Origin of the sequence: Mycobacterium sp. D16Q13 (assembly GCF_002013375.1) — a bacterium.
Taxonomy (GTDB): Bacteria; Actinomycetota; Actinomycetes; order Mycobacteriales; family Mycobacteriaceae; genus Mycobacterium.
The window spans coordinates 248916-269956 of the sequence record NZ_MAEW01000001.1; the positions used below are offsets into that span (position 1 = coordinate 248916).

The following is a 21041-nucleotide window of genomic DNA, read 5'->3' on the forward strand; positions in this document are numbered from 1 at the left end:
CTGTCGGGCAGATAAGGACGTACGAGGGTGCGCGCCGTTCACGTCGCCATCGTCGGTGCGGGGCCCTCGGGCTTCTTTGCCGCCGGATCGCTGCTCAAACACTCCGATTTCGACGTGCATGTCGACATGCTCGAAATGCTCCCGACTCCTTGGGGTTTAGTTAGGTCCGGGGTCGCTCCGGACCATCCCAAGATCAAGTCGGTCAGCGCGGTGTTCGAGAAGACGGCGACGCATCCGCGTTTCCGGTTCTTCGGCAACATCGAAGTGGGAGTGCAGATCACTGCCGAGGAGCTGGCGTCGCGCTACGACGCGGTGATCTACGCGGTCGGAGCCCAGTCCGACAAGCCCCTGGGCATCCCTGGGGATCAGCTGCCGGGCTGTATCGCCGCCGTCGACGTGGTGGGTTGGTACAACGCCAATCCCACGCACCAGAAGGTCTCGGTTGACCTCTCGGGCAAGCGGGCCGTGGTCGTCGGGAACGGGAACGTGGCGCTGGACGTGGCGCGCATCCTGGGCATGGATCCGGAGTCGCTGCACACCACCGACATCGCCGATCGCGCGCTGGATTCTTTGGACCACAATGCGATCCGTGAGGTTGTGATCATCGGTCGACGTGGACCGCTGCAGGCCACCTTCACCCCGCTGGAGCTGCGCGAGATGGGTGAGCTGCCGGGCGTCGACGTCGTGGTGGATCCCGAAGATCTGGCCGGCATCACCGATGAACAATTGGCCGCCGCACCCAAGCCCACCCGCACCAACATCGACACCCTGCGCAAGTTCTCGGAGCGACCGCAAACCGAGGGCCATCGCCGGGTGGTGTTCCGGTTCCGCACCTCCCCCATCGAGCTGCACGGCGACAGCGAAGTGGAATCAATCACGTTGGGCCGCAACGAACTAGTCGAAGAAGACGGATATATCGTCGCCCGTGACACGGGTGAACGCGAGACGCTGCCCACTCATCTGGTGGTACGTGCCATTGGTTATCGCGGAGTTCAGCTACCCGGGCTGCCCTTCGATTCCCGGCGCGGTGTCATCTTCAACAACGCGGGACGTATTGAGGGCCGCGAGAACGAGTATGTGGTCGGCTGGATCAAACGCGGTCCGGTCGGCGTCATCGGAACCAACAAGAGCGACTCGCAAGAGACGGTAGACACCTTGCTCGCCGACCTGGCGACCGCCGACTTGGGCGCCGCGCCCGATACCGCCGCCCTGCAAGAATGGCTGTTGGGCCACGAACCCCACATCGTGTCTCAATCCGATTGGCTGACCATCGATTCGCATGAGCGCGCGACCGGTGAACCGCAGGGCCGCCCCCGCGTGAAACTTGAGACGGTGCCCGAGCTGCTGGCCGCAACCGGACGACACGGCGAACCGTGACCGTCCACATCGTGGTGTCGCAGGTGATGCCCGCCAGCTGCGAGCGCACATTCGACCTGATCCACGATTACGGCCGACGGCTGGAATGGGACACCCTGCTACGCCGCGCGTCCGTGGAGGGCGGCAAGGCCGATGTCGGCAAGGTCGCCGTCTGCACCGCGCGCTGGATCCTGGGCGGATACTCGTTTCGTACCCGATACGTCACGTTCAAACCTCCGCATCTGGCCGCGATCAAGCTCGAATCCAGGCCGCCCTTCTTCACCAAGTGGGCCGCGTCGCTGCGCCATGAATCCATCGACAGCGACGACACCGACCTCGCGGCCGATCACCGCGAGGAGATGTCGCTGGCGACCTACACCATGACCTTCGCCTGCCGGCCGGCGTTCATCGAGCCCATCGCGGAGCGAATGTTCAAGCGCGAGACCGAGAATCGCCTCGTCGCATTGGCGAACTTTCTGCAACCCTGACCCCTCGCCGACCGCGAGGATAGATACGCACCAGTCGCAACATATGTCCGCGGCCTCCAAGCTCCATGCCACCAAACTTCCTTATAGTTCCCTTAGATATCTCTTATTTTTCTTATTTATCGAGTAGTCTCGCCCCTAACCAAGGGAGCGATGGATGACAGACCATGCGGTAGTGGTTGTCGGCGGCGGGCCGACCGGACTCATGTTGGCCGGCGAGCTGGCGTTGGCGGGTGCAGATGTGGCCATAGTCGAGCGGCGCACCACACACGACCTCGATGGCTCACGTGCCGGTGGCATGACGTCACGCACCCTCGAAGTGCTTGATCAACGCGGGATCGTTGACCGGTTTCTACCCCAGGGGTTTACCGCACCCATCGCACATTTCTCCGCGCTCCTTCTGGATATGACCGACCTGCCGACAAGGCACACATACGGATTGGCGTTGCTCCAGTACCGCATTGAACGCACCTTGTCCGAATGGGTCGGCGAGCATGGAGTGCCGATCTATCGAGGGCGTTCGGTTGCCGGGTTCACCGATTCCGGCGATGCCGTCGATATCGACCTCTCCGACGGCTCGACGCTGCGGGCGCAATATCTGGTTGGCTGCGACGGCGGACGCAGCCTGGTCCGCAAAGTCGCCGGAATCGGGTTCCCGGGTTGGGATCCATCGACTAGCTGCCTGGTCGCAGATGTTCAGGTGGTCGAGGAACCAGACTGGGGTATCCATCGCGAGGGCGCCCTGCATTCATTCTTCAGATTCGAAGAAGGCGGGCCTGTCCGGGTCTTGGTCACCGAACCACAACTCGGCCGAACGGATGAACCAACCCTAGGAGATCTCAGTGAGGCGTTAGTGGCTGTCCGCGGCACTGACTACGGAATGCATAGTCCCACATGGATTTCCCGATTCTCCGATGTGACCCGACAAGCCGCCACCTACCGCGAGGGGCGGGTGCTGCTTGCCGGTGACGCAGCCCATGTGCACTTCCCCATCGGCGGGCAGGGCCTCAACACCGGAGTCCAGGACGCGGTCAACCTAGGTTGGAAGCTGGCCCAAGTCGTCAATGGGACATCGCACGCGAGCTTGCTGGACACGTACCACGCAGAACGGCACCCCGTAGCGGCCCGAGTGCTCCACAACACCATGGCACAAACCGCACTCAGCCGCTCCGGCGAGCGGGTTGACGCCCTGCGCGACATCATCTCGAAGCTACTGACCTTCGACACGCCCCGACACCACGTCGCGGCAATGATGAGCGGCCTGGACATCCACTACGACCTGGGTCCTGGGCACCCCCTCCTCGGACGGCGCGTGCCGGATCTCGACGTGCTCACCAGCGATGGCATTGTGCGCGTGTTTACGCTGCTGCACGATGCGCGCGGCGTCCTTCTAAATTTCGGCGCACCCATCACCGGCACCTCAGGATGGTCACATCGGGTCGATGCCATCGATGCCGAATATGTTGGGGTATGGGATCTTCCGGCCATAGGTGTCGTCAATGCCCCCCAGGCGATACTGATCAGACCGGATGGCTACGTCGCCTGGGTCGGCGACGGCACCGCGGCCGGGCTCAACGACGCGCTGCACGAGTGGTTCGGGCCACCGCGTTACAGCGGCGGGGGCTCGTAATACCGCGGCGGCGGTTCGTGCTTTTTGGCCGGATCCTCTGTTGATGACGGCGCCTCGATCGGTCCCGGAGGTGGCGGCGGCGTTGACGGCGGTGGCGGTGGCGGCGGCGTTGACGGCGGTGGCGGTGGCGGCACCGGATCGATGTTTTCGATCGAGGGCGGCCCACTCGGATACTGCTGCGGCGTTGACCCAGCCGACGGAGCCAGCAGCACATCCCAACGCTCGGGATTCTTCGGCGAATACAACACCGGAATCAGATCGCCGATGCGCGGCCAGTTGTTGACGTCACGCACGATCTGCCGGTAGGTGATGTATTCGGCGACCGTTGGGCCATTAATGGCACCGGTGATGGTAACCAGCTGCCCGCCCGTCACCCCCTCGGGACGAGGGCTTACCCCGGTCACCAACAGGGTCCCTTCCGCCGCGTTCATACCGGGTTGAGCCTGCCGACCGCGTCGCATCTGCATGATGACGAGACCGAGCGATCCGCCGATCAGCAGTAGCACCAAGAATTCCCACACACCCCCATGGTAGGACTGCAGGCATGACGCCCACCGTCTCCTTGCGCGAAGATCGTCGGCTGGCACTCGAATTAGCCGATGCCGCCGATGAAATCACCACGTCGCGGTTCGGCGCGCTCGATCTTCGGGTAGACACGAAACCCGACCTGACGCCGGTGACCGACGCAGATACCTCGGTGGAATCCGTCCTGCGCTCACTCTTGCATCGATCGCGCCCGGCGGATTCAGTGTTCGGCGAGGAGTACGGCGGGGAGGCCGCATTCACCGGTCGGCAATGGGTAGTCGATCCCATCGACGGCACCAAGAACTTCGCGCGCGGGGTCCCCATCTGGGCCACACTCATCGCGCTGCTTGAGGACGGCGTGCCCGTCGTCGGTGTGATCAGTGCCCCGGCACTCTCCCGCCGGTGGTGGGCGGCCGCCGGGCTCGGCGCGCACACCCGTGTGGGTGCGGGTGAAGATCGGCTGATCCACGTCTCGGGAGTCGACCACCTCGCGTCGGCAAGCCTGTCGTTCTCCAGTCTGTCGGGCTGGGCGGATCGCGGCAAGCGCGATCGATTCATCGACCTGACCGACGAGGTGTGGCGGATCCGGGGATACGGCGACTTCTTCTCGTACTGCCTGGTGGCCGAGGGCGCGGTCGATATCGCCGCCGAGCCCGAGGTCTCCTTGTGGGACCTGGCGCCGCTGGACATCCTGGTTCGCGAGGCGGGCGGACAATTCACGAATCTGGCTGGCCAGACCGGACCACATGGCGGCAGTGCCGTGGCGACCAACGGGTTGTTGCACGACGAGGTGCTGCGCGCCCTGTCCTAAGCCCTGCTCCCTCACGAGCAGATGTTTGTTGCCGATGCCGGCCGAAGGTGTCTCCCGCGATACGCGTCCCCGTAAGCGGGAGTTGTCGCCTGCCCGCGCGAGGAAACATCGTGTGATCTGGGCCTCGTTTTGTGAGGATCTTACCGCTTAGTAAGATACGGTTCTTACTTCGGAGTAAGGTAACGATCAGTTACTCCGGCAGAACCCCACTTTGACCCCAGAAACGGCTGGTGACATGACCAACACGTTGACCCCGCGCGACGAGAAGAAGGCCGCCAAGAGCAAGAGCCTGGCGAAGCACGAGACAGGCGTAGGCCTCCAGAAGCACAAGCGCGGCGCGATCGACATCCTGATCGCGGTGCTGACCCCGATCGCGGGTTCGGAGCTGCTGGACAAGTACAACCTGCGCGGAGCCTTCAACAAGGGCATCTTCGAGACCACGAAGGGCCTGTTCACAACTCTCGGCGTTGCCAACCGCACCTTCAAGAAGGTGACCGGCAGCAAGGGCGCGCCCAAGCGCCTCGACAAGGCGAACGCCGACTTCTTCGACCTCAATCCCGAGGACGAGCAGAAGATGATCGCCGACACGGTGAAGGAATTCGCCGTCGAGGTCATCCGTCCCGCCGCCTACGAGTCGGACAAGAACAAGGCGTACCCCGCCGACCTGCTGAGCAAGGTCGCCGAGCTGGGTGTTACCGCCATCAACATCCCCGAGGACTTCGACGGCATCGCCTCGCAGCGCTCGACAGTTACCAACTCCCTTGTCGCCGAGGCCCTTTCGTACGGTGACCTTGGTTTGGCGCTGCCGATTCTGGCACCCTCGGGTGTCGCCTCCGCGCTGACCAACTGGGGCAGCGCCGACCAGCAGGCCACCTACCTCAAGGAGTTCGCGGGCGAGAGCGTGCCGCAGGCCTCGGTTGTCATCGCCGAGCCGCAGGCGCTGTTCGATCCCTTCAGCCTCAAGACCACGGCCACCCGCACCCCCAGCGGCTTCCGGCTCAACGGCGTCAAGTCGCTGGTGCCCGCCGCTGCCCAGGCCGAGCTGTTCATCGTGGCCGCCAACTACAACGGCCGCCCGTCGCTGTTCATCGTCGAGTCCGGCACCGAGGGCATCACCGTCGAGGAAGACCCGAGCATGGGTATCCGCGGCGCGGCACTGGGCCGGCTGAACCTGAACAACGTCGCGGTTCCCGCCTCCGGGTTGCTCGGTGAGGACGGAGCCGGCGAGTCCGATTACTCCGAGGCCGTCGCACTGGCTCGCCTTGGTTGGGCATCGCTCGCGGTCGGCACCGGCCAGGCCGTGCTCGACTACGTGATTCCCTACGTCAAGCAGCGCGAGGCATTCGGCGAGCCCATCGCCCGCCGCCAGGCCGTTGCCTTCATGTGCGCCAATATCGCCATCGAGCTCGACGGCCTGCGGCTGGTCACGCTGCGTGGCGCCTCCCGCGCCGAGCAGGGCCTGCCGTTCATCCGCGAGGCCGCGCTGGCCCGCAAGCTGGCCACCGACAAGGGCATGCAAATCGGCCTCGACGGCGTGCAGCTACTCGGCGGCCACGGCTTCACCAAGGAGCACCCGGTGGAGCGCTGGTACCGCAACCTGCGTGCCATCGGTGTCGCCGAAGGCGTCGTAGTCCTCTAAGCCCAGAACCTCTACTAAACGAAAGTCTTTCCATGGCAATCAATTTGGAACTCCCCAAGAAGTTGCAGGCGGTTCAGGAGAAGGGGCACCAGGGCGCTGCCGAGCTGGTACGGCCGATCTCCCGCAAGTACGACCTGGCCGAGCACACCTACCCCGTCGAGCTGGACACCCTGGAGACACTGTTCGCCGGCGTCACCGCTGCGGGCACGTTCGCCTTCGCCGGTGCCGAGGCCTTCCGCGCCGAGGAGAACACCGAGAAGCAGAACGTCAACGGCGCCAACATGTCCGCGCTGCTGAACGCCCTCGAGATGAGCTGGGGCGACTGTGGTCTGCTGCTGACCATCCCCTTCCAGGGCCTGGGCAACGCCGCGGTGTCGAGCGTGACGACCAAGGAAGACGCCGACAAGTTCGGCAAGGTGTGGGCCGCCATGGCCATCACCGAACCGGGCTTCGGGTCGGACTCGGCGGCGGTCACCACCACCGCCAAGCTCGACGGTGACGAGTACGTCATCAACGGCGAGAAGATCTTCGTCACCGCCGGTTCACGCGCCACCCACATCGTGGTGTGGGCGACCCTGGACAAGACCAAGGGCCGCCCCGCCATCAAGTCCTTCCTGGTGCCGCGTGAGCACCCCGGTGTGACCATCGAGCGTCTCGAAGAGAAGCTCGGCATCAAGGCCTCCGACACCGCGGTCATCCGCTTCGACAACGCGCGGATCCCCAAGGACTACATCCTGTCCGATCCGGAGATCAACACCGAAAAGGGCTTCGGCGGTGTGATGAGCACCTTCGACAACACCCGCCCGATCGTGGCGGCGATGGCCGTGGGTGTCTCGCGGGCCTCGCTCGAGGAACTGCGCAAGATCCTCGAGGACGCTGGCATCGACATCTCCTACGACAAGCCCGCGCACGCTCAGCACGCGGCCGCCGCGGAGTTCATCCGGATGGAGGCCGACTGGGAGGCGTCGTACCTGCTGACGCTGCGCAGCGCGTGGCAGGCTGACAACAACATCCCCAACTCGATGGAAGCCTCGATGGCCAAGGCCAAGGCCGGCCGCGTCGGCAGCGACATCACCCTCAAGGCCGTCGAAATGGCCGGCACCACCGGCTATTCCGAGCGCACCCTGTTGGAGAAGTGGGGCCGCGACTCGAAGATCCTGGACATCTTCGAGGGCACTCAGCAGATCCAGCAGCTGGTGGTCGCCCGCCGTCTGCTGGGGCTGAGCTCCGCAGAGCTCAAGTGACGCACTGATCAAGATCCATTGCGGCCCTTCCGGGACTCACCCCGGAGGGGCCGCACCATTTTCGACGAGGCAGCTGAGCGAAGACTGGCAAAGACAGATAAGCTCCCGTTTCTATCGACGCGACACATCATCTTGTGGAGGACATATGTGGGTTCGGTCAGGTCTGCTCGCCGCGGTGAGCTGTTCCCTCATTCCGTTCGGCGCCGGCATACCGGTTGCCAGCGCCGAGGAGTCGACCTGCGCTGCGATCGACCAAATGTCGAAGGCGGTCGATGATCCGGCCAACAACGGTCCGATCGTCACCGAGGCCCTGATGTACATCCGCGGCGACAATCCCGCCTACTCCGGGCTGGACCGTCAGGTCGAAGCCGTCGGACAGGCCCGCGACATGTGGGGGCGAGCCAACGATGGCGTGCGGGCCAATCTGGACGGTGTCACCGAGCCCGGCGCTCGCCAGCAGCTCACGGCATACGCCGACGGCCTGAGCGGTGCCTACGACCTCGCGGGGGCATGGCTGGCCGCCACTCCGGAGGTGCGCTCCTCCCCCGAGATCATCGATCGCGGTGCCGCGGTCGGCGGCCTATTGTTCGACGGCGTCAACAACTTCCACGTGCTGGCCAACATCTGCAACGGCGGCCGTCACTAGGCGTGCGACTCAATCCAGCCGAGGCACGCCACCGCTTCCAGACGGCGGCGGTGGCGCGGCTGGCGACGGTCAACGAGTCCGGTGCGCCGCACCTAGTTCCGGTGACCTTCGCCATCGCTGACGACACCATCTGCTGGGCCGTTGATCACAAGCCGAAGTTACGCAACGATTTACAGCGACTGCGCAACATCGCCGCGAACCCTGCGGTCAGCTTCCTGGCAGATCACTATGACGAGGATTGGTCGGCGCTGTGGTGGGTGCGCGCCGATGGCATCGCACGGGCCCTCGATACGCCGGACTCCACATGGATTAACGCGCTGGCCAACAAGTATCGGCAGTACCGCGAGACGCCACCAACGGGCCCTATGGTGCTGACCGATGTCTCCCGGTGGAGCGGATGGGCCGCCTCCCCCGTGTCGGCCTGATTACTCCGGCCTGATCCCGTCGCGTTCGCAGTCAGCCAGCAGTAGCCGCTTGATGACCTTGCCGGTCGACGTACGCGGCAGAGCCTTGACGAAGTACACGTCACGCGGCACATGGAACTTACTGAGCCGGTTCTTGATGAAGGCGCGCACCATGTCTCCGTCCAGACCAGCATCCTTGTGCAGCACGACGAATGCCGACAGCCGCTGGCCGAAGCTGTCATCGGACGTCCCGACGACGGCCACATCGGCAACCTGCGGCAGGAAGGCCAATGCGTCCTCCACCGGCCGGGGGAACACGTTTTCACCGCCGGAGATGATCATCTCGTCATCGCGACCGTCGATATACAGACGGCCATCAGCGTCCAGGTGGCCCAGATCGCCGGTATCCAGCAGACCGTTGACCGACGCCGGTGACGGGTCGGCCACGTACCCGTCGAATAACATCTCATTGCCGACGAAGATCCTTCCCGTCACACCGCGCGGCACCGGCCGCCGGTCGGCGTCGAGAATCGCGATGGTGGTGCCCAGCGGCGGCCGACCCACGGTGGTGGGAGCGATCGCGAGATCTTCGGGGTCGGCGATGGTGGCCCAGGACACCTCTGTGGATCCGTAGAAGTTGTAGAGCACTTCACCGAATGCCTCGGTAAACCGTTGTACCAGTGAAGCATTCAGCGGCGATCCACTGCAGGCAACGAGCCGCAGGCTCGATGTGTCGTACCTCTGGCGCACCTTGGCGGGCAGATCGACTATGCGCTGCAGCATGATCGGGACGGCGATCAGCGTGGTCACCTTGCGCGTCGCGATGGCGCGCAGGCACTCCTCCGGATCAAACTTCTCCTGCAGGATCACCGTCGCCCTCAGTGGTGTGCTGATCTGCAGGCAGCCCAGTCCCCAGGCATGGAAGACGGGGGCCGAGATGAGCATGGTCTCGTTCATCTTCATCGGCATCCGCGACAGCATCGCGGCGATGACGGCGAACCCCCGCGGGGTCGGCCGCAACGCTCCCTTGGGTGTTCCCGAGGTTCCGGAGGTTTGCACCACCTGGTGGCCGGGCCGGGTGGGTGGCAACACTCCCGGCCTGTCGGCTACCACGAAATCATCCAGCCCGCGGCGCCCGTTGATGGCACTGCGGCGGCCCGTGCTGACGAGCTCGACCTCCCAGGGCACGTACCTGACGAGTTCGTCCAGATCGTCGTCGACGAACACCTTGGTCAGATTGTTGCGTGCCACAGCAATCTGGATCTGAGTTGCTGCCAACGCGTTGTTGAGCAGCATCACATCCACCCCGAGCATGCCGAAGGCAATCAGGCACTCGACCATGGCAATGTTGTTGCGAGCCAGCAGGCCAATCTTGGAGGTTTCGTTGATGCCGTCGCGCATCAGACCGGTGGCCATGCCCTCGGCGCGCCGGTCAAGTTGCTCAAAGGTCAGCTGTCCGGCGTCATCGGCAATCGCGAGCTGCTTGGGCGCGCGTGCCGCAGCCGCCGCGTATCCGCCCTGGAGGGTGAATCCCCACCGCGCCAGTGAACCCAATTGACGAAGCCCGCGATCGGGGCGCGGGATACGCACCACACCCACCCCGATCATCAGCCGGGCGATGCTGACTTGAATATTTCCGTTATCGCCCATGTTCGACACGTTGGAAGTTGACGCGCCGGACAGGTAGTCATCGATTCTGTCCAGCCCGTCCATCAACCATTGGTTGACGGCCACGCTCGGCTTCTTGATGCCAGCGGGCAGGACGGAAGCCGCCCGCAACACCGTGATGCGAACCCGGGTCTGTGCGGAGCGTTCCTCGAACAACCGCACGGAGATCAGCCCGTCGTTGTCGACCCCCTCGATCGCGAAGCTCTCCTTGGTGTTGCTGAGAATCAGGCGCACACGGGCCTTGGTCTTGGTGGACAGCACCAGGTACTCAGGGTCAGGTCCCGTCTCGGTGCTCTCGATCAAGGTCTCGCAGGAACCGACCCCGGTAAAGAACATCGGGTACATGTCGGGTGAGCTGATCAGCTCCCACACAAGCCCGCGCGGGTGCTTGAGCAACTTGTCGCAACTAATTACATCAGCGACCATAATGGTAGTCCTACCTGGGGTTTTCGGTCATGCACCGCGCGAGCGTACCCGATGGCGCGCATCACTGCCCAGGAACTGTTGTGGTTCATGTCACTGACGTGACCAGATTGCCGAGCAGCGGGCCGGGCGAACCGCCGGCAACCTCGACAGGACATGTCTGATCGGCAAATCGGCCGCCGCCTGGCGAACGGTCCCGCCCCGGGGTTCACTCACCCAATCCGCCGCCGAGCCACTGGCAACTACATGAAGGAGCCGCGCCTAGATGTGCGGGGCCTCGCGGATCTTGCTGCCATCGTTCCCGAGCGTCTTGCAGTACATCGTGACCGAGGTGCGGGTCGCGGAGATTTCCAGGTTCGACGCGTCACGCCCGCTCTGGTCCTTGAGCATCTTGCTCACCGCATCGTTCTGCTTCTGTTCCTCGGCGGCGATGAAGTTCTTGCACGTGGTGTCGCCACCCTGATTGATGACACCCGAGCATCCCGTCACGAGGGCGACTGCCACGAAACCGGTTACAGCCAAAACCTTCACAGCGCTCATGCGGTGACAGTAACTCATCGCCGAACCCAACTCCGGCAAGATGTACGTTGAGCCGGAGACAGGGAGGGTCATGTTCCATCTGTTCAACGAGCGCTCACGCCAGGTCATCGTGATCGCACAAGAGGAAGCACGCGAACGGCAGCACAACTACCTCGGAGCAGAGCACCTCCTGCTAGGTCTAGTCGGAGAAGGAACCGGGCTGGGGGCTCGGCTGCTCGCGCCGGCCGGAGTTCGTTTTGAGAACGCGACCCGGGTGATTCAGCTGATCGTCCCGTTAGGGCAGGAGCCACCGACGGAGAAAATGCCGTTCACGCCAGGAGCCCAGCGGACCCTCGAGCTGGCGATGACCGCGTCGACAAGCAGGCGGCAGACAGAGATCTGCACCGGACACCTGCTGCTGGGCCTCGTCGACGCCGCCGATCCCACCATCATCCAGATATGGGAGAAACTCAGCGTGGATGTTCTCGACCTCTGGGACAACATCCGGGCGCACCTGGACGAGAACCTCGGCGACTAAGCGCGCACGGGGCGTGACTGCGCGACGATGCTCTTCTCACCCGCGCTCGCGGCCCGCCGCAGGGCCCCGTACTCGCCGATGTATCCGGCCACGCTGCCTATCGCGGGCAGCATTCCGAGATAACGGAAGATCGGCTTGGGTTGCGGCCGCTTCTCCAGCTCGCCGGCGATGGCCCGCAGAATGCCCGCGAGGTGCCAGAGGGTGCGGGCCAGCGCGAACGGCGACCAACTTCGCGGCGTCTCCGGTTCCTGATCATCGGCACCAACCAGCGCCTCGGCACCGAGGGCGCGACCGCACAGCACCTTCGCAAGCAGCCGGATCTGCTCCTGGTGGTCGTCGATCCCGAGTTCACGGGCGATGGCGACCAGCACGATGGCTTGGTTGGAGAACCCCAGGAGGTCCTGCACAGGCAGCCGGGCCGCGAGCGCGCCGAAAATCCCTGGGAAGGCGACGAATACGGTGTTCACGGCACCGACGCGCTGAACCCACCAGTGCGCCTTCCCGCGGGTGTCCAGCTGCTCCCATGCCTTCGTGCCGGGCGTAGTCGCCGTGTTCAGAGCACAGGCCAGCGCGTCCAGGGCCTTGTCGACGAGTCCGTCGCCGGCGCCCAATTCGTAGGTGCGTTCCTTGAGGCCGAACGGATCGGACTGCGCCAAGACGGTAAGCACCGGGTTGATCACCCGGACCGCGCGGCTCAAAGCGTCGGCGATATCGGCATCGGTGAGCACAGCATTAGGTAGCGCGATGAGACCCATGCGCCCATCATCTCGCGCCAGACATCGACGCGCGCGGCGGGGACCAACTCCCCCGAATTCAGATCGTCAAATCGCCACGGCGTGAACGTGTTCGGGCGTACTGTGCCCTCAGCACAACCAGATAAGGACGGGCAAGGCTGACCCATGGCACTCGCAGCAACTCTCATCACCGCCTGCACCACCGCAGTCGGCGCGACGGCATTCGGCGCTTCACTCGCCATCACCCCGCAGCCGCCGGACACTGTCCTCTACGTCATCAGCTCCGATCGCCCGATATCGGCGATCACGTGGAGAGACAGCCTTGGGCACATGCGTGAACAGCCCGTCGATGGCACACAGCACACCTGGGCCTGGACGTTCACCAGCGATATCACCGATCCGCCGTACTTCGTCAGCGCCCAGTCCGCCGGAGCGCCGGTGACGTGCCGCCTGGTCATCAACGGCAAGGTCAAGGTCGAGAACACCACCGTGGGCCAGGACTCGGCCGCTACCTGCCGCGGATAGCCCAAGCGCGGTCGGCCGGTGCCAGTCCCGTTGTGTACCCAAGCGCCGACAACTCCTGAGAACTAACCCCTGATCAACCTCTCAACCCTGACACTGACCCGCGAACTATCTTGTCAAGCGATGATTGACGGGCGAACTACTTCTGCGTCTCGGTGCAGACAGTGAACCGACGCTGGGGATGCTTGTAACCACCGGATGGGCAACCATCTAGTGTCGTGGCGTCCAGGATCACCTTCAGCGGTTTGATTCGCTTGGGGGCGTTCGCATCGGAGCAGGCCACCTTCGCCACGGGCTGCCCGAGGCTGATGCACGATGACTGGTCCCACGCCAGGTCAAGGCACGCGGTGTACTGTCCGGTGGCTTGGGAGTTGTGGTAGTAGGAGCGGTCGGTGTCGCCGCATTCTTGCGGAATATTCACACGCTGAACGATCCGGTACGTGTTTCGGTCCGACCCACAATCCACCACCGTCAGTGATGCGTTGACCAGCTCGCCGCCCAAATTCACACACCCGCCAACTGGAGCCTCAGCCTGACCATTAGCGGTCAATGACCCCGGCGACGGAAACTGGCCCGGAATGTTCGCAAAATCAGTCGACTCCCGGTGCAAGGCCGGTGATTTGGTTGGTGACGTGTCAGTGGGGCCAGCACATCCCACTACGGCGGCCAGGCAGAGACCTGCAACGGTCCCGAGCGCTCTCGACAAAGAACTCCCCCTACTTCGGCAGCACAAATCGATCAGAAGACAAATGAACCCGACGGTTGCAATACAAAACCGCGCTCCGGGCTAACTCTCTCAATACATGCAAGTAGACTGTCACCGCCGACCGCGCACGTCACGTTGCCATACGAGATCTTCTGACCTGGGTTTAGAACCTTTGTTGACGGCTTATGATTTTGACAATCTTTTTTGACGTGGCCTATTCCAAATTGATTCACGGACCCTGTGTCACACGGTCCCGAGCCGGTTGCTGGAACATTTTGAAGGCCGGGTAGTGGCCCCCAGCAGCTAATTAGCTGATTCTGCCCATTTGGTGTTGAAGGAGCACCGAAGTCGCAATCCACACCATCGGGCGTGGAAAAGTCAACAGTCGGCACGCCCCTACCGCCTCGCAGTATGTATGAGTCAGCCGACACCTCAGAGAAACTATTGAGGTCAGGAAAACCGGGCGGTTCAGCAGATGCGACTACTGCCGGTAACGATGACGTCAGAACGGCAAGAGTCGCGAACACTATGGACGTACGGATGCTTTTCGCTCGCTTCATTTCTGTTCTCTCCTATTGGACAGTGCAGGTGGTCTCGTAAACACGGGGGGCGTACACGCCCCTGTCCGCGCCGGGCTTCCAGTACTGACTCAGTCGCAACACCAGGCTACCGTTCCCTGCTGAGTCGATCGTTTGCTTGGGGATAGTCGGACCATACGGTCCATCAATACCATTCACGTTATTGATGTCTCTTAACACCATGACCTGTCCGACCATCTTCTGAGTAAGTTCTTGCGGCGTCGATGCGACAACACCCTCTATCGGCCCCCTACCTGACGAACCAACGAACAGGAATCCGTCCTTGCCCTGCGAACCAAGAGCAATGAGCTGGCTTTCCCGGTCCCCGGGCATGACGTTCCCGAGACGATGCATGGTGTTGATCCAACCGTTGGGATTCTTCGGGTCGATTGGGTCGGACTGCCATACCTCACGAATTACATCGCCAGGCTCCGCGCTGATGTTACCGGTGAGGAGCATGGTGTTAGAGGCTGGATCGTAGGCGCCGCTAGTTTGCGCCAGTTTCGACGTGCCAATGATCTTCGAGGGATTGGCCAGATCGACGATTTGCGATGGTTTGGTGACAAAGTTGTCGTTGAAAACCCCTGGAGACGAATAGACCTGCGGCGTGCTGTAGAACGCGTAATGCTGTCCTTGCGGGCCTAAGGCTGTTCCGGTCGGGAGCGGCCGGGTGCCAGGGGGAACGTTCTTATTCAGCGGATTCAGGTCCCCATTCAACCGAGGACCCGGGGGTGTGGTGCCGGGCTTGGGATCGCCGCCAATGTTGAGGTTGGTGTTGGGGATCGTGGAATCCAGGTCATCAAAATCGCCAGTCTGTGTAGGCTGCTGGCAGTTGATTTTCTGGTCAGAACGTGGAGTCTTTGGCTGCTCCTGTGACGGCTCGGAGTCTTGCGGCCCTGCTTGTTCAGGGGCGCAGTTGCACTCGCCGTCGGGGCCCATTTTGCGGCTGGGCTGCTGGAACATCGACCCGGCACCGCCGAACGCTGAAGCCAGGAAGCTGAGCATCTGCTGTCCAATGCCGTAGTACTGGGCCGCCGACATGCATTGCTGTTGGCGTTGTTGCTGCTGCTGATCCAGCTGTTGAGTCGTATCGTCCTGCTTGTTTTGTGGCCGCTGCTGTTGAGTCGGGACCTGACTTGGCTGCTGCTGTTGGGGCTGCTGCCCCTGTTGGGGTGATTGTTGTTGTGGTGCTTGGTAATCTGGGTTCGCTTTACCAGGGCCTTGCGTGTACGGGGTAGCGGTCTGATAGTCCGGTATTTGCGTGCCGTGTGCGGGTTGTTGGGCCTGCTGAGGCTGCTGGCCGGCTTGCTGGCCTGGAACCTGTTGTGGCGCTTGCGGATTGCCGCTGTTGTAAATACTGATACCCGAGTTCTGATCCAACGGCGGCTGGTTGATACCGCCCTGATAATCGGGTTGCTGCGGGGGCAAGCCCGGCGGCTGGAACTGCGAGCCATTCATCCCACCGTCGCCACCAGGACCACCTGTCGGGCCAGATGGGTCCGCAGCCACGGTCGCCACCGTGGAGAATCCGCTACCGGGCAGGGTGTGGTCGCCAGCCACCTTCGCTCCACCAACAGCCAGGGCGACGATCGCCAGCAGCGCCGAAGCTCGTCGCAAACCCACAGGCATCGCCCAACGATCCTTCATGACCATGAATACAGCCGCCCCTTTCAGCCGACGCTGAACGCGCCCCTGGACAGATCATTGCACACACATGGTTGCCATGTCGATAAAAACCCAGCTATCGAGTTAGCCACATCGGCTTCGACTCACATCGCCCCTGATAGGCGCAGCACACGGGTTCCCTGCTCGGTAACGCGATCTTGGAGCAACGTAAATCACTCGGCGCCCGGTCTCGGTGGCCATATGGGAACGCATTCGCCAGATCTGCACATCCTGGCCAACATCACCCGTCCATGTTGGCAATCTGGTCACGCGCGAGTTTCGGGCAAGGTCGAGTTGACCGAGTTGGGTCGCGGCCATTTTCTTGCCAGGGTCCGCGTGAGGGATAGCGCGGGGCGTGCGTCGACCCGTCAAACGAGTCAGCCCACCGAAGTACGACTCCCGGGGTCGGTACGCTCCCGACACGGATGGTCGCCGCGCTGCGGCCGCGGTTGAGGAGGCGGCGAGACTGCTCGCGAGCTCGCCAATGAACAACAAGATCACTCTCGGCACAACGATCCGGGACCTGTGGATCAATCAATACCGCCCGTATCTGGTCAAGCAGGGGCGAGCCCAGAACACACTGGACGCCTACGACCGCAAGTCGGAACGCTTTATTGAGCGCTTCGGCTCCCGTCGACTCTCCGAGGTTCCGACCACGGTCCTGGAGGCCTATCTCGCGGACTTGGCCGACAAGCACGGGCCTGGGTCCGCCAAGACGTGTCGCTCGGCCCTCTCGGGGATGTTCCGGTACGCCATCCGTATCAGCAGCGGCGCAGTGTCGGTCAACCCCGTGCGGCGAGGTGCAACTCGTCAAGGACGTTGAGCCCAAGGGCCGTACCGGCGGCGCTGGCCATATCGCCGCCGAAGACATGCGGTTCATCCTCGACGCGGTACGCAGGTCTACTGCACCGTGCCCGCGGATCTTGTCGGCGTCCGAACGGCAGAAACCACCCAAGAGCTACACGCCGCCCACGGTCGCCGAATACTGCGAGTGCGGCTGACATGGCCGACTATGTGGATCTGCTGTACGGGCTGAATCTACGCACGAGCCAGGTACTGGGCGTGGTGTGGACCGATTTCGACCTGCACAACAAGGTGTTCGTCCCGTCGGGGAAGATCACCCGCATCAAGGGCAAGGGTCTGGTTCGTGTCACCAAGGATGACGATCCGAAGAACCGCTTCCAGCCGATCTCGGTTCCTGAGTTCGCCATCAAGACCCTGGAGGCACGCAAGCGCACCCTGGCCAAGCGCAAGCTCGCATTCGGCGCTCCGATCGCCGACGAGTTCGCGGACCTGGTGTTCCCGTCCGATGAATGGACTCCTCGCGACCCCACCAATGTCGCGACACAGTGGCGCCGCGTACGCGCGGCGTTGGGCATCGCCGAGGACATCACCGCCCACAGCTTCCGCAAGGCTGGCGCGACCTTCAAAGACGATGCGGGACTCCCCATCCGAGTCATCGCCGACTCGCTCGGTCAAGCTGACATCAACACCACCCAGAGGCACTACCTTGCGCGCGGAAAGCCCCACCCCGAGGCTGCCGCAGTGCTGGATCGCGCGCTCGAACGCCCCGCGAATTAATGGTCCCATGGCGGAAAAAGGTCCAAAAAAAATACCCCAGGCCAGAAGCAATTAATGCCTCTGGCCTGGGGACCTAGTAGCGGGGACAGGATTTGAACCTGCGACCTCTGGGTTATGAGCCCAGCGAGCTACCGAGCTGCTCCACCCCGCGGTGGTGAACACAAGGTTACCGGGCGCAGTGCGTGGCGCCAAATCGTTAACCTGGCCTGCATGTTCTCGGCACCGAGAAGTGGTTTCGTCCCTGCCACTTGCGCTTTCACGCGGTGGCAGGGACGACCCGTTTCTACTTGGCCTGTGTGAACTTGGTCATCGCGTCGTCGAGGCTCTTGAGGGCCTGTCCGTACCGTGCGAAGTCCCCACTCTTCTGGGCGTCCTTCACCTCTCCGATGGCCTTCTGAACCTCCTGCAGCGCGGCAGCCTTCGCAGAGGACAGATCCGCGGATCCTGCGGGCGGCGGCGCCACCGGAGGGACGATCGGAACACTCTGACCGCTCGGCGGCGGTGCGTTGACGCTTCCGGGCTCGGCCGCCGGAGCGGTGGCCGTCGCACCGGCCCCCGGCCCGAACACCATGTCGAGCGCGTCCCTGACCGTGGTCGCATAGCCGACCTTGCCGTTGTAGAACATGCCCACACGGATCAGACGCGGATACGACGACTGATCACCCTGACCCGGCGAGGCGTACAGCGGCTCGACGAACAACAGTCCCCCATTGGCCACCGGCAGCGTGAGCAGGTTGCCCCATTTGAGGATGTTCTGGTTCTTGATGATGCCGACGTGTGAGGACACCAGGTTGTCGGTGGTGATGGCGTTGTTCACCAACTTGGGGCCCTGCACTGTCCCGGGGACCGTCAAAACGGTTATCTTCCCGTACGTTTCGGGATCCGAGCTGGCACTGACATAGGCCGCCAGGAAGTCACGCTGGAAGCGGTTCAGCGCACTCGTCAATTGGAACGACGCCGAATTGTCATTCTTGTTAATGTCTTTCGCCACAATGTAATACGGCGGCTGCGACCCGGTAGGCGCATTCGGATCATCCGGCACCTGCCAGAAATCACTGGTCGAGAAGAACGTCACCGGGTCATTGACGTGGTAGCGCGCCAACAGGGTCCGCTGCACCTTGAACAGATCTTCCGGGTAGCGCAGATGCCGCGCGAGATCCGAGGAGATGTCACTCTTCGGCTTCACCGTTCCCGGGAAGATCTTCATCCATGCCTTAAGCACGGGATCCTTCTCGTCCTGCTGGTACAGAGTCACCGTGCCGTCGTAGGCATCCACCGTGGCCTTGACCGAGTTCCGGATGTACGAAACCTGCTGATTGGGCAGCGCTCCCCCGGTCCTGCCCACCTGGCTGTCAAAGGTGGCCTCCGACAACGACGTCTGCTGCGAGTACGGGTAGTTGTCCAGCGTGGTGTAGCCGTCCACGACCCAGACCATGCGCTTGTCGACGATCGCAGGGTAGGTACCACTGTCGACGGTCAACCACGGCGCCACCGCTTCCACGCGGCGGCTCGGATCGCGATTGAACAGGATCTTGCTGTTGTCGCCAATAACATTGGAGAACAGGAAGTTCCGCTCGGCATACTTCAGACCGAATACCGTCCGCGCCAGCGCGCCGCCGACGGGAACGCCGCCGGTGCCGGTGTAGGTGCTGTTCTTGGTGCCGGCATTGTTCTCGTAGTCGTACTCGCGGTCGTTGCCGTTCTTCCCGACGATCGCGTAGTCGTTGGTGTCGCTGGCGATGATCGGGCCGTAGTACACGCGCGGCTGAGCCAGCGGCGCCGGGCCGTCGGACAGTACCTTGCCGCTGTCGTCGACGGCGTTCACCAGGAACTCCGGGTACCCGCCGTTCTCGTCCGGCTTGTCTGCCACTCCCCGCACGGTGTTGGCCGGTGCCGCGATGAACCCGTTGCCGTGCGTGTACACGGTGTGCCGGTTTATCCAGTCCCGCTGGTTATCACGAAGTTTGGCCGGATCGAGCTCGCGGGCGGCGACCACATAGTCGCGCAGCGAGCCGCTCTTGTCCTGGTACCGATCGATGGACAACGAATCAGGGAAGGCATAGAAGTTCTTGCCCTGCTGCAACTGCGTGAAGGCCGGGCTCACGATGTTCGGGTCCAGCACGCGAATGTTGGCCATCGTCGCGCGATCGGCGGCAACCTGCTTGGCCAGCTGCTCGCTCCCTGTGGGCGCCGAGGCCGTGCCGCTGTAGTCCCGGTACGTCACGACGTCATCTGTCAGGCCATAGGCATCGCGCGTCGCCTTGATACTGCGCGCGATGTACTCGCTTTCCTTCTGCGCCGCATTGGGTTTAACGCTGAACTGCTCGACGATGAGCGGCCACCCGGCACCGACCACCAACGAGGACAGCAACAGCAGCGCCAGGCCGATCGCGGGGATCCGCAGATCCTTGAGCACCAGGGCCGAGAACACCGCGACCGCGCAGATCACCGCGATGGCCAACAGGATCAGCTTGGCCGGCAGCACGGCATTGATATCGGTGTAACCGGCGCCGGTGAACGGCTTGCCGGCGCGCGTGTGAGAGAGCAGCTCGTACCGATCGAGCCAGTACGCGGCGACCTTGAGCAACACCAGGATTCCGGCGAGAGTCACCAACTGGATACGGGCCGGACGCGACAGCGTGCCGGAACGACCGGACAGCCGAATTCCGCCAAAAATGTAGTGCACCAAGGCGTTGACGATCAGCGCGACAAACACGGCGATAAACAGGTAGGTCAGCACAAATCGGTAGAACGGCAGCTCAAAGGCGAAGAATCCGAGATCCAAACCGAATTGCGGATCCTTGATACCGAAGTCGCCGCCTTCCAGGAACAGCTGCACGGGCATCCAATAGCTTTGGGCCACAATGCCGGCCAGCACCCCGATGAGCACGGGAACACCGATGACGAAAAGTCGCACCCGCGACAAGATCAAAGCCCGGTATTGCGCCAGCGCGTCGCCAGGGCCCTTCGTGGGCACGAACACGGGCCGCGCCCGATACGCCAGCCCGATACCCGCGAAAACCACGGCACCAACCAGGGTTCCGACGATCAGAAACAAGGTGAGCCGGGTCAGCAGCACTGTGGTGAACACACCACGGAATCCGAGCTCGCCGAACCACAACCAGTTGATGTAAGTGTCGACCAGGCGTGGGCCGATCAACAACAACACCACGATCACCAACGCGGCGGCGACCAGTCGCCGGCTCCGTCGGGTCAGTCGTGGCAGAGCCCCATTTGGCCGCATTCCCACGTCGCTACGCTCCTCGTCGAGTGTTCAAGCACGGCTCAATTTTCGCGCTTCGCTTCTCAGCCCCACTGTAGCCGCAGAACAGCGGGCATCGTCCTGCATCGATGGTGGTGAGGTTGG

20 protein-coding genes and 1 tRNA gene are annotated in these 21041 nt (G+C 63.0%); 13 read left to right on the top strand and 8 right to left on the bottom strand.

Annotation, left to right across the window (positions count from 1 at the left end; all coding sequences use genetic code 11):
* Positions 1 to 27: 27 nt before the first annotated feature.
* The 3 genes from B4400_RS01255 (at position 28) to B4400_RS01265 (ending at position 3471) form a co-directional block, all read left to right on the top strand.
* The gene (locus B4400_RS01255) at positions 28 to 1377 is read left to right on the top strand and encodes an FAD-dependent oxidoreductase (protein WP_078308779.1); all 1350 of its coding nucleotides are present in this window, start codon (positions 28 to 30) and stop codon (positions 1375 to 1377) included.
* Positions 1374 to 1844, top strand: a complete 471-nt coding sequence (locus B4400_RS01260) for an SRPBCC family protein (protein ID WP_078308778.1) — start codon at positions 1374 to 1376, stop codon at positions 1842 to 1844. The genes B4400_RS01255 and B4400_RS01260 overlap by 4 nt, the downstream gene beginning before the upstream one ends.
* 154 nt (positions 1845 to 1998) lie before the next feature.
* Positions 1999 to 3471 carry an FAD-dependent monooxygenase gene (locus B4400_RS01265; RefSeq protein ID WP_078308777.1) on the top strand — a complete coding sequence of 491 codons (1473 nt, stop codon included), beginning with the start codon at positions 1999 to 2001 and terminating at the stop codon, positions 3469 to 3471.
* Here B4400_RS01265 and B4400_RS01270 read toward each other — a convergent pair.
* On the bottom strand, positions 3450 to 3992 hold the full coding sequence (locus B4400_RS01270; protein WP_139361217.1) for a hypothetical protein: 543 nt from the start codon (positions 3990 to 3992) through the stop codon (positions 3450 to 3452). The genes B4400_RS01265 and B4400_RS01270 overlap by 22 nt on opposite strands.
* A 23-nt stretch (positions 3993 to 4015) precedes the next feature.
* Here B4400_RS01270 and hisN point away from each other — a divergent pair, with 23 nt between their 5' ends.
* From hisN to B4400_RS01295, 5 genes are all read left to right on the top strand, one after another.
* Positions 4016 to 4807 (top strand): histidinol-phosphatase, encoded by a 792-nt coding sequence (gene hisN, locus B4400_RS01275; RefSeq protein ID WP_078308776.1) that lies wholly within the window; start codon positions 4016 to 4018, stop codon positions 4805 to 4807.
* A 235-nt stretch (positions 4808 to 5042) separates the two neighbouring features.
* Complete coding sequence (locus B4400_RS01280; RefSeq protein ID WP_078308775.1) at positions 5043 to 6446, top strand: acyl-CoA dehydrogenase family protein; 1404 nt, start codon at positions 5043 to 5045, stop codon at positions 6444 to 6446.
* 32 nt (positions 6447 to 6478) lie between these two features.
* On the top strand, positions 6479 to 7690 hold the full coding sequence (locus B4400_RS01285; RefSeq protein ID WP_078292206.1) for an acyl-CoA dehydrogenase family protein: 1212 nt from the start codon (positions 6479 to 6481) through the stop codon (positions 7688 to 7690).
* Between the two features lie 145 nt (positions 7691 to 7835).
* Positions 7836 to 8336 (top strand): hypothetical protein, encoded by a 501-nt coding sequence (locus B4400_RS01290; protein ID WP_078308774.1) that lies wholly within the window; start codon positions 7836 to 7838, stop codon positions 8334 to 8336.
* Between the two features lie 2 nt (positions 8337 to 8338).
* Positions 8339 to 8761, top strand: a complete 423-nt coding sequence (locus tag B4400_RS01295; RefSeq protein WP_078308773.1) for a TIGR03668 family PPOX class F420-dependent oxidoreductase — start codon at positions 8339 to 8341, stop codon at positions 8759 to 8761.
* Here the strand turns inward: B4400_RS01295 and B4400_RS01300 are convergent, their stop codons facing one another.
* Both B4400_RS01300 and B4400_RS01305 read right to left on the bottom strand, forming a co-directional pair.
* On the bottom strand, positions 8762 to 10834 hold the full coding sequence (locus tag B4400_RS01300; RefSeq protein ID WP_078308772.1) for an acyl-CoA synthetase: 2073 nt from the start codon (positions 10832 to 10834) through the stop codon (positions 8762 to 8764).
* Between the two features lie 258 nt (positions 10835 to 11092).
* A complete protein-coding gene (locus B4400_RS01305; RefSeq protein WP_078308771.1) occupies positions 11093 to 11389 on the bottom strand; it encodes a hypothetical protein in 297 nt (98 codons plus the stop codon).
* Between the two features lie 52 nt (positions 11390 to 11441).
* Here B4400_RS01305 and B4400_RS01310 point away from each other — a divergent pair, with 52 nt between their 5' ends.
* Positions 11442 to 11888 carry a Clp protease N-terminal domain-containing protein gene (locus tag B4400_RS01310; RefSeq protein ID WP_139361218.1) on the top strand — a complete coding sequence of 149 codons (447 nt, stop codon included), beginning with the start codon at positions 11442 to 11444 and terminating at the stop codon, positions 11886 to 11888.
* Here B4400_RS01310 and B4400_RS01315 read toward each other — a convergent pair.
* The gene (locus tag B4400_RS01315) at positions 11885 to 12664 is read right to left on the bottom strand and encodes a hypothetical protein (protein WP_078308769.1); all 780 of its coding nucleotides are present in this window, start codon (positions 12662 to 12664) and stop codon (positions 11885 to 11887) included. The two genes, B4400_RS01310 and B4400_RS01315, sit on opposite strands and share 4 nt — an antisense overlap.
* Before the next feature lie 123 nt (positions 12665 to 12787).
* On the opposite strand from B4400_RS01315, the gene B4400_RS01320 reads away from it, so the two are divergent.
* On the top strand, positions 12788 to 13147 hold the full coding sequence (locus tag B4400_RS01320; protein ID WP_078308768.1) for an MmpS family transport accessory protein: 360 nt from the start codon (positions 12788 to 12790) through the stop codon (positions 13145 to 13147).
* Positions 13148 to 13283: 136 nt separating this feature from the next.
* On the opposite strand, the gene B4400_RS01325 is transcribed toward B4400_RS01320, so the two are convergent.
* Together B4400_RS01325 and B4400_RS01335 are read right to left on the bottom strand one after the other, a co-directional pair.
* On the bottom strand, positions 13284 to 13850 hold the full coding sequence (locus B4400_RS01325) for an LppU/SCO3897 family protein (protein ID WP_139361220.1): 567 nt from the start codon (positions 13848 to 13850) through the stop codon (positions 13284 to 13286).
* 572 nt (positions 13851 to 14422) lie between these two features.
* Positions 14423 to 16081 (bottom strand): hypothetical protein, encoded by a 1659-nt coding sequence (locus B4400_RS01335; protein WP_078308766.1) that lies wholly within the window; start codon positions 16079 to 16081, stop codon positions 14423 to 14425.
* A 496-nt stretch (positions 16082 to 16577) separates the two neighbouring features.
* Between B4400_RS01335 and B4400_RS24800 the strand changes: the two genes are divergently transcribed.
* The 3 genes from B4400_RS24800 to B4400_RS24810 are packed head-to-tail and all read left to right on the top strand — an operon-like array spanning position 16578 to position 17674.
* A complete protein-coding gene (locus B4400_RS24800; RefSeq protein ID WP_286151516.1) occupies positions 16578 to 16916 on the top strand; it encodes a site-specific integrase in 339 nt (112 codons plus the stop codon).
* Positions 16894 to 17094 (top strand): hypothetical protein, encoded by a 201-nt coding sequence (locus tag B4400_RS24805; RefSeq protein WP_286151086.1) that lies wholly within the window; start codon positions 16894 to 16896, stop codon positions 17092 to 17094. Before B4400_RS24800 ends, B4400_RS24805 begins: the two co-directional genes overlap by 23 nt.
* 1 nt (position 17095) lies before the next feature.
* On the top strand, positions 17096 to 17674 hold the full coding sequence (locus tag B4400_RS24810; protein WP_286151085.1) for a site-specific integrase: 579 nt from the start codon (positions 17096 to 17098) through the stop codon (positions 17672 to 17674).
* A 77-nt stretch (positions 17675 to 17751) separates the two neighbouring features.
* On the opposite strand, the gene B4400_RS01345 is transcribed toward B4400_RS24810, so the two are convergent.
* Together B4400_RS01345 and B4400_RS01350 are read right to left on the bottom strand one after the other, a co-directional pair.
* A tRNA-Met gene (locus tag B4400_RS01345) sits at positions 17752 to 17825 on the bottom strand.
* 132 nt (positions 17826 to 17957) lie between these two features.
* The gene (locus B4400_RS01350; RefSeq protein WP_078308765.1) at positions 17958 to 20924 is read right to left on the bottom strand and encodes a UPF0182 family protein; all 2967 of its coding nucleotides are present in this window, start codon (positions 20922 to 20924) and stop codon (positions 17958 to 17960) included.
* Positions 20925 to 21041: the final 117 nt, after the last annotated feature.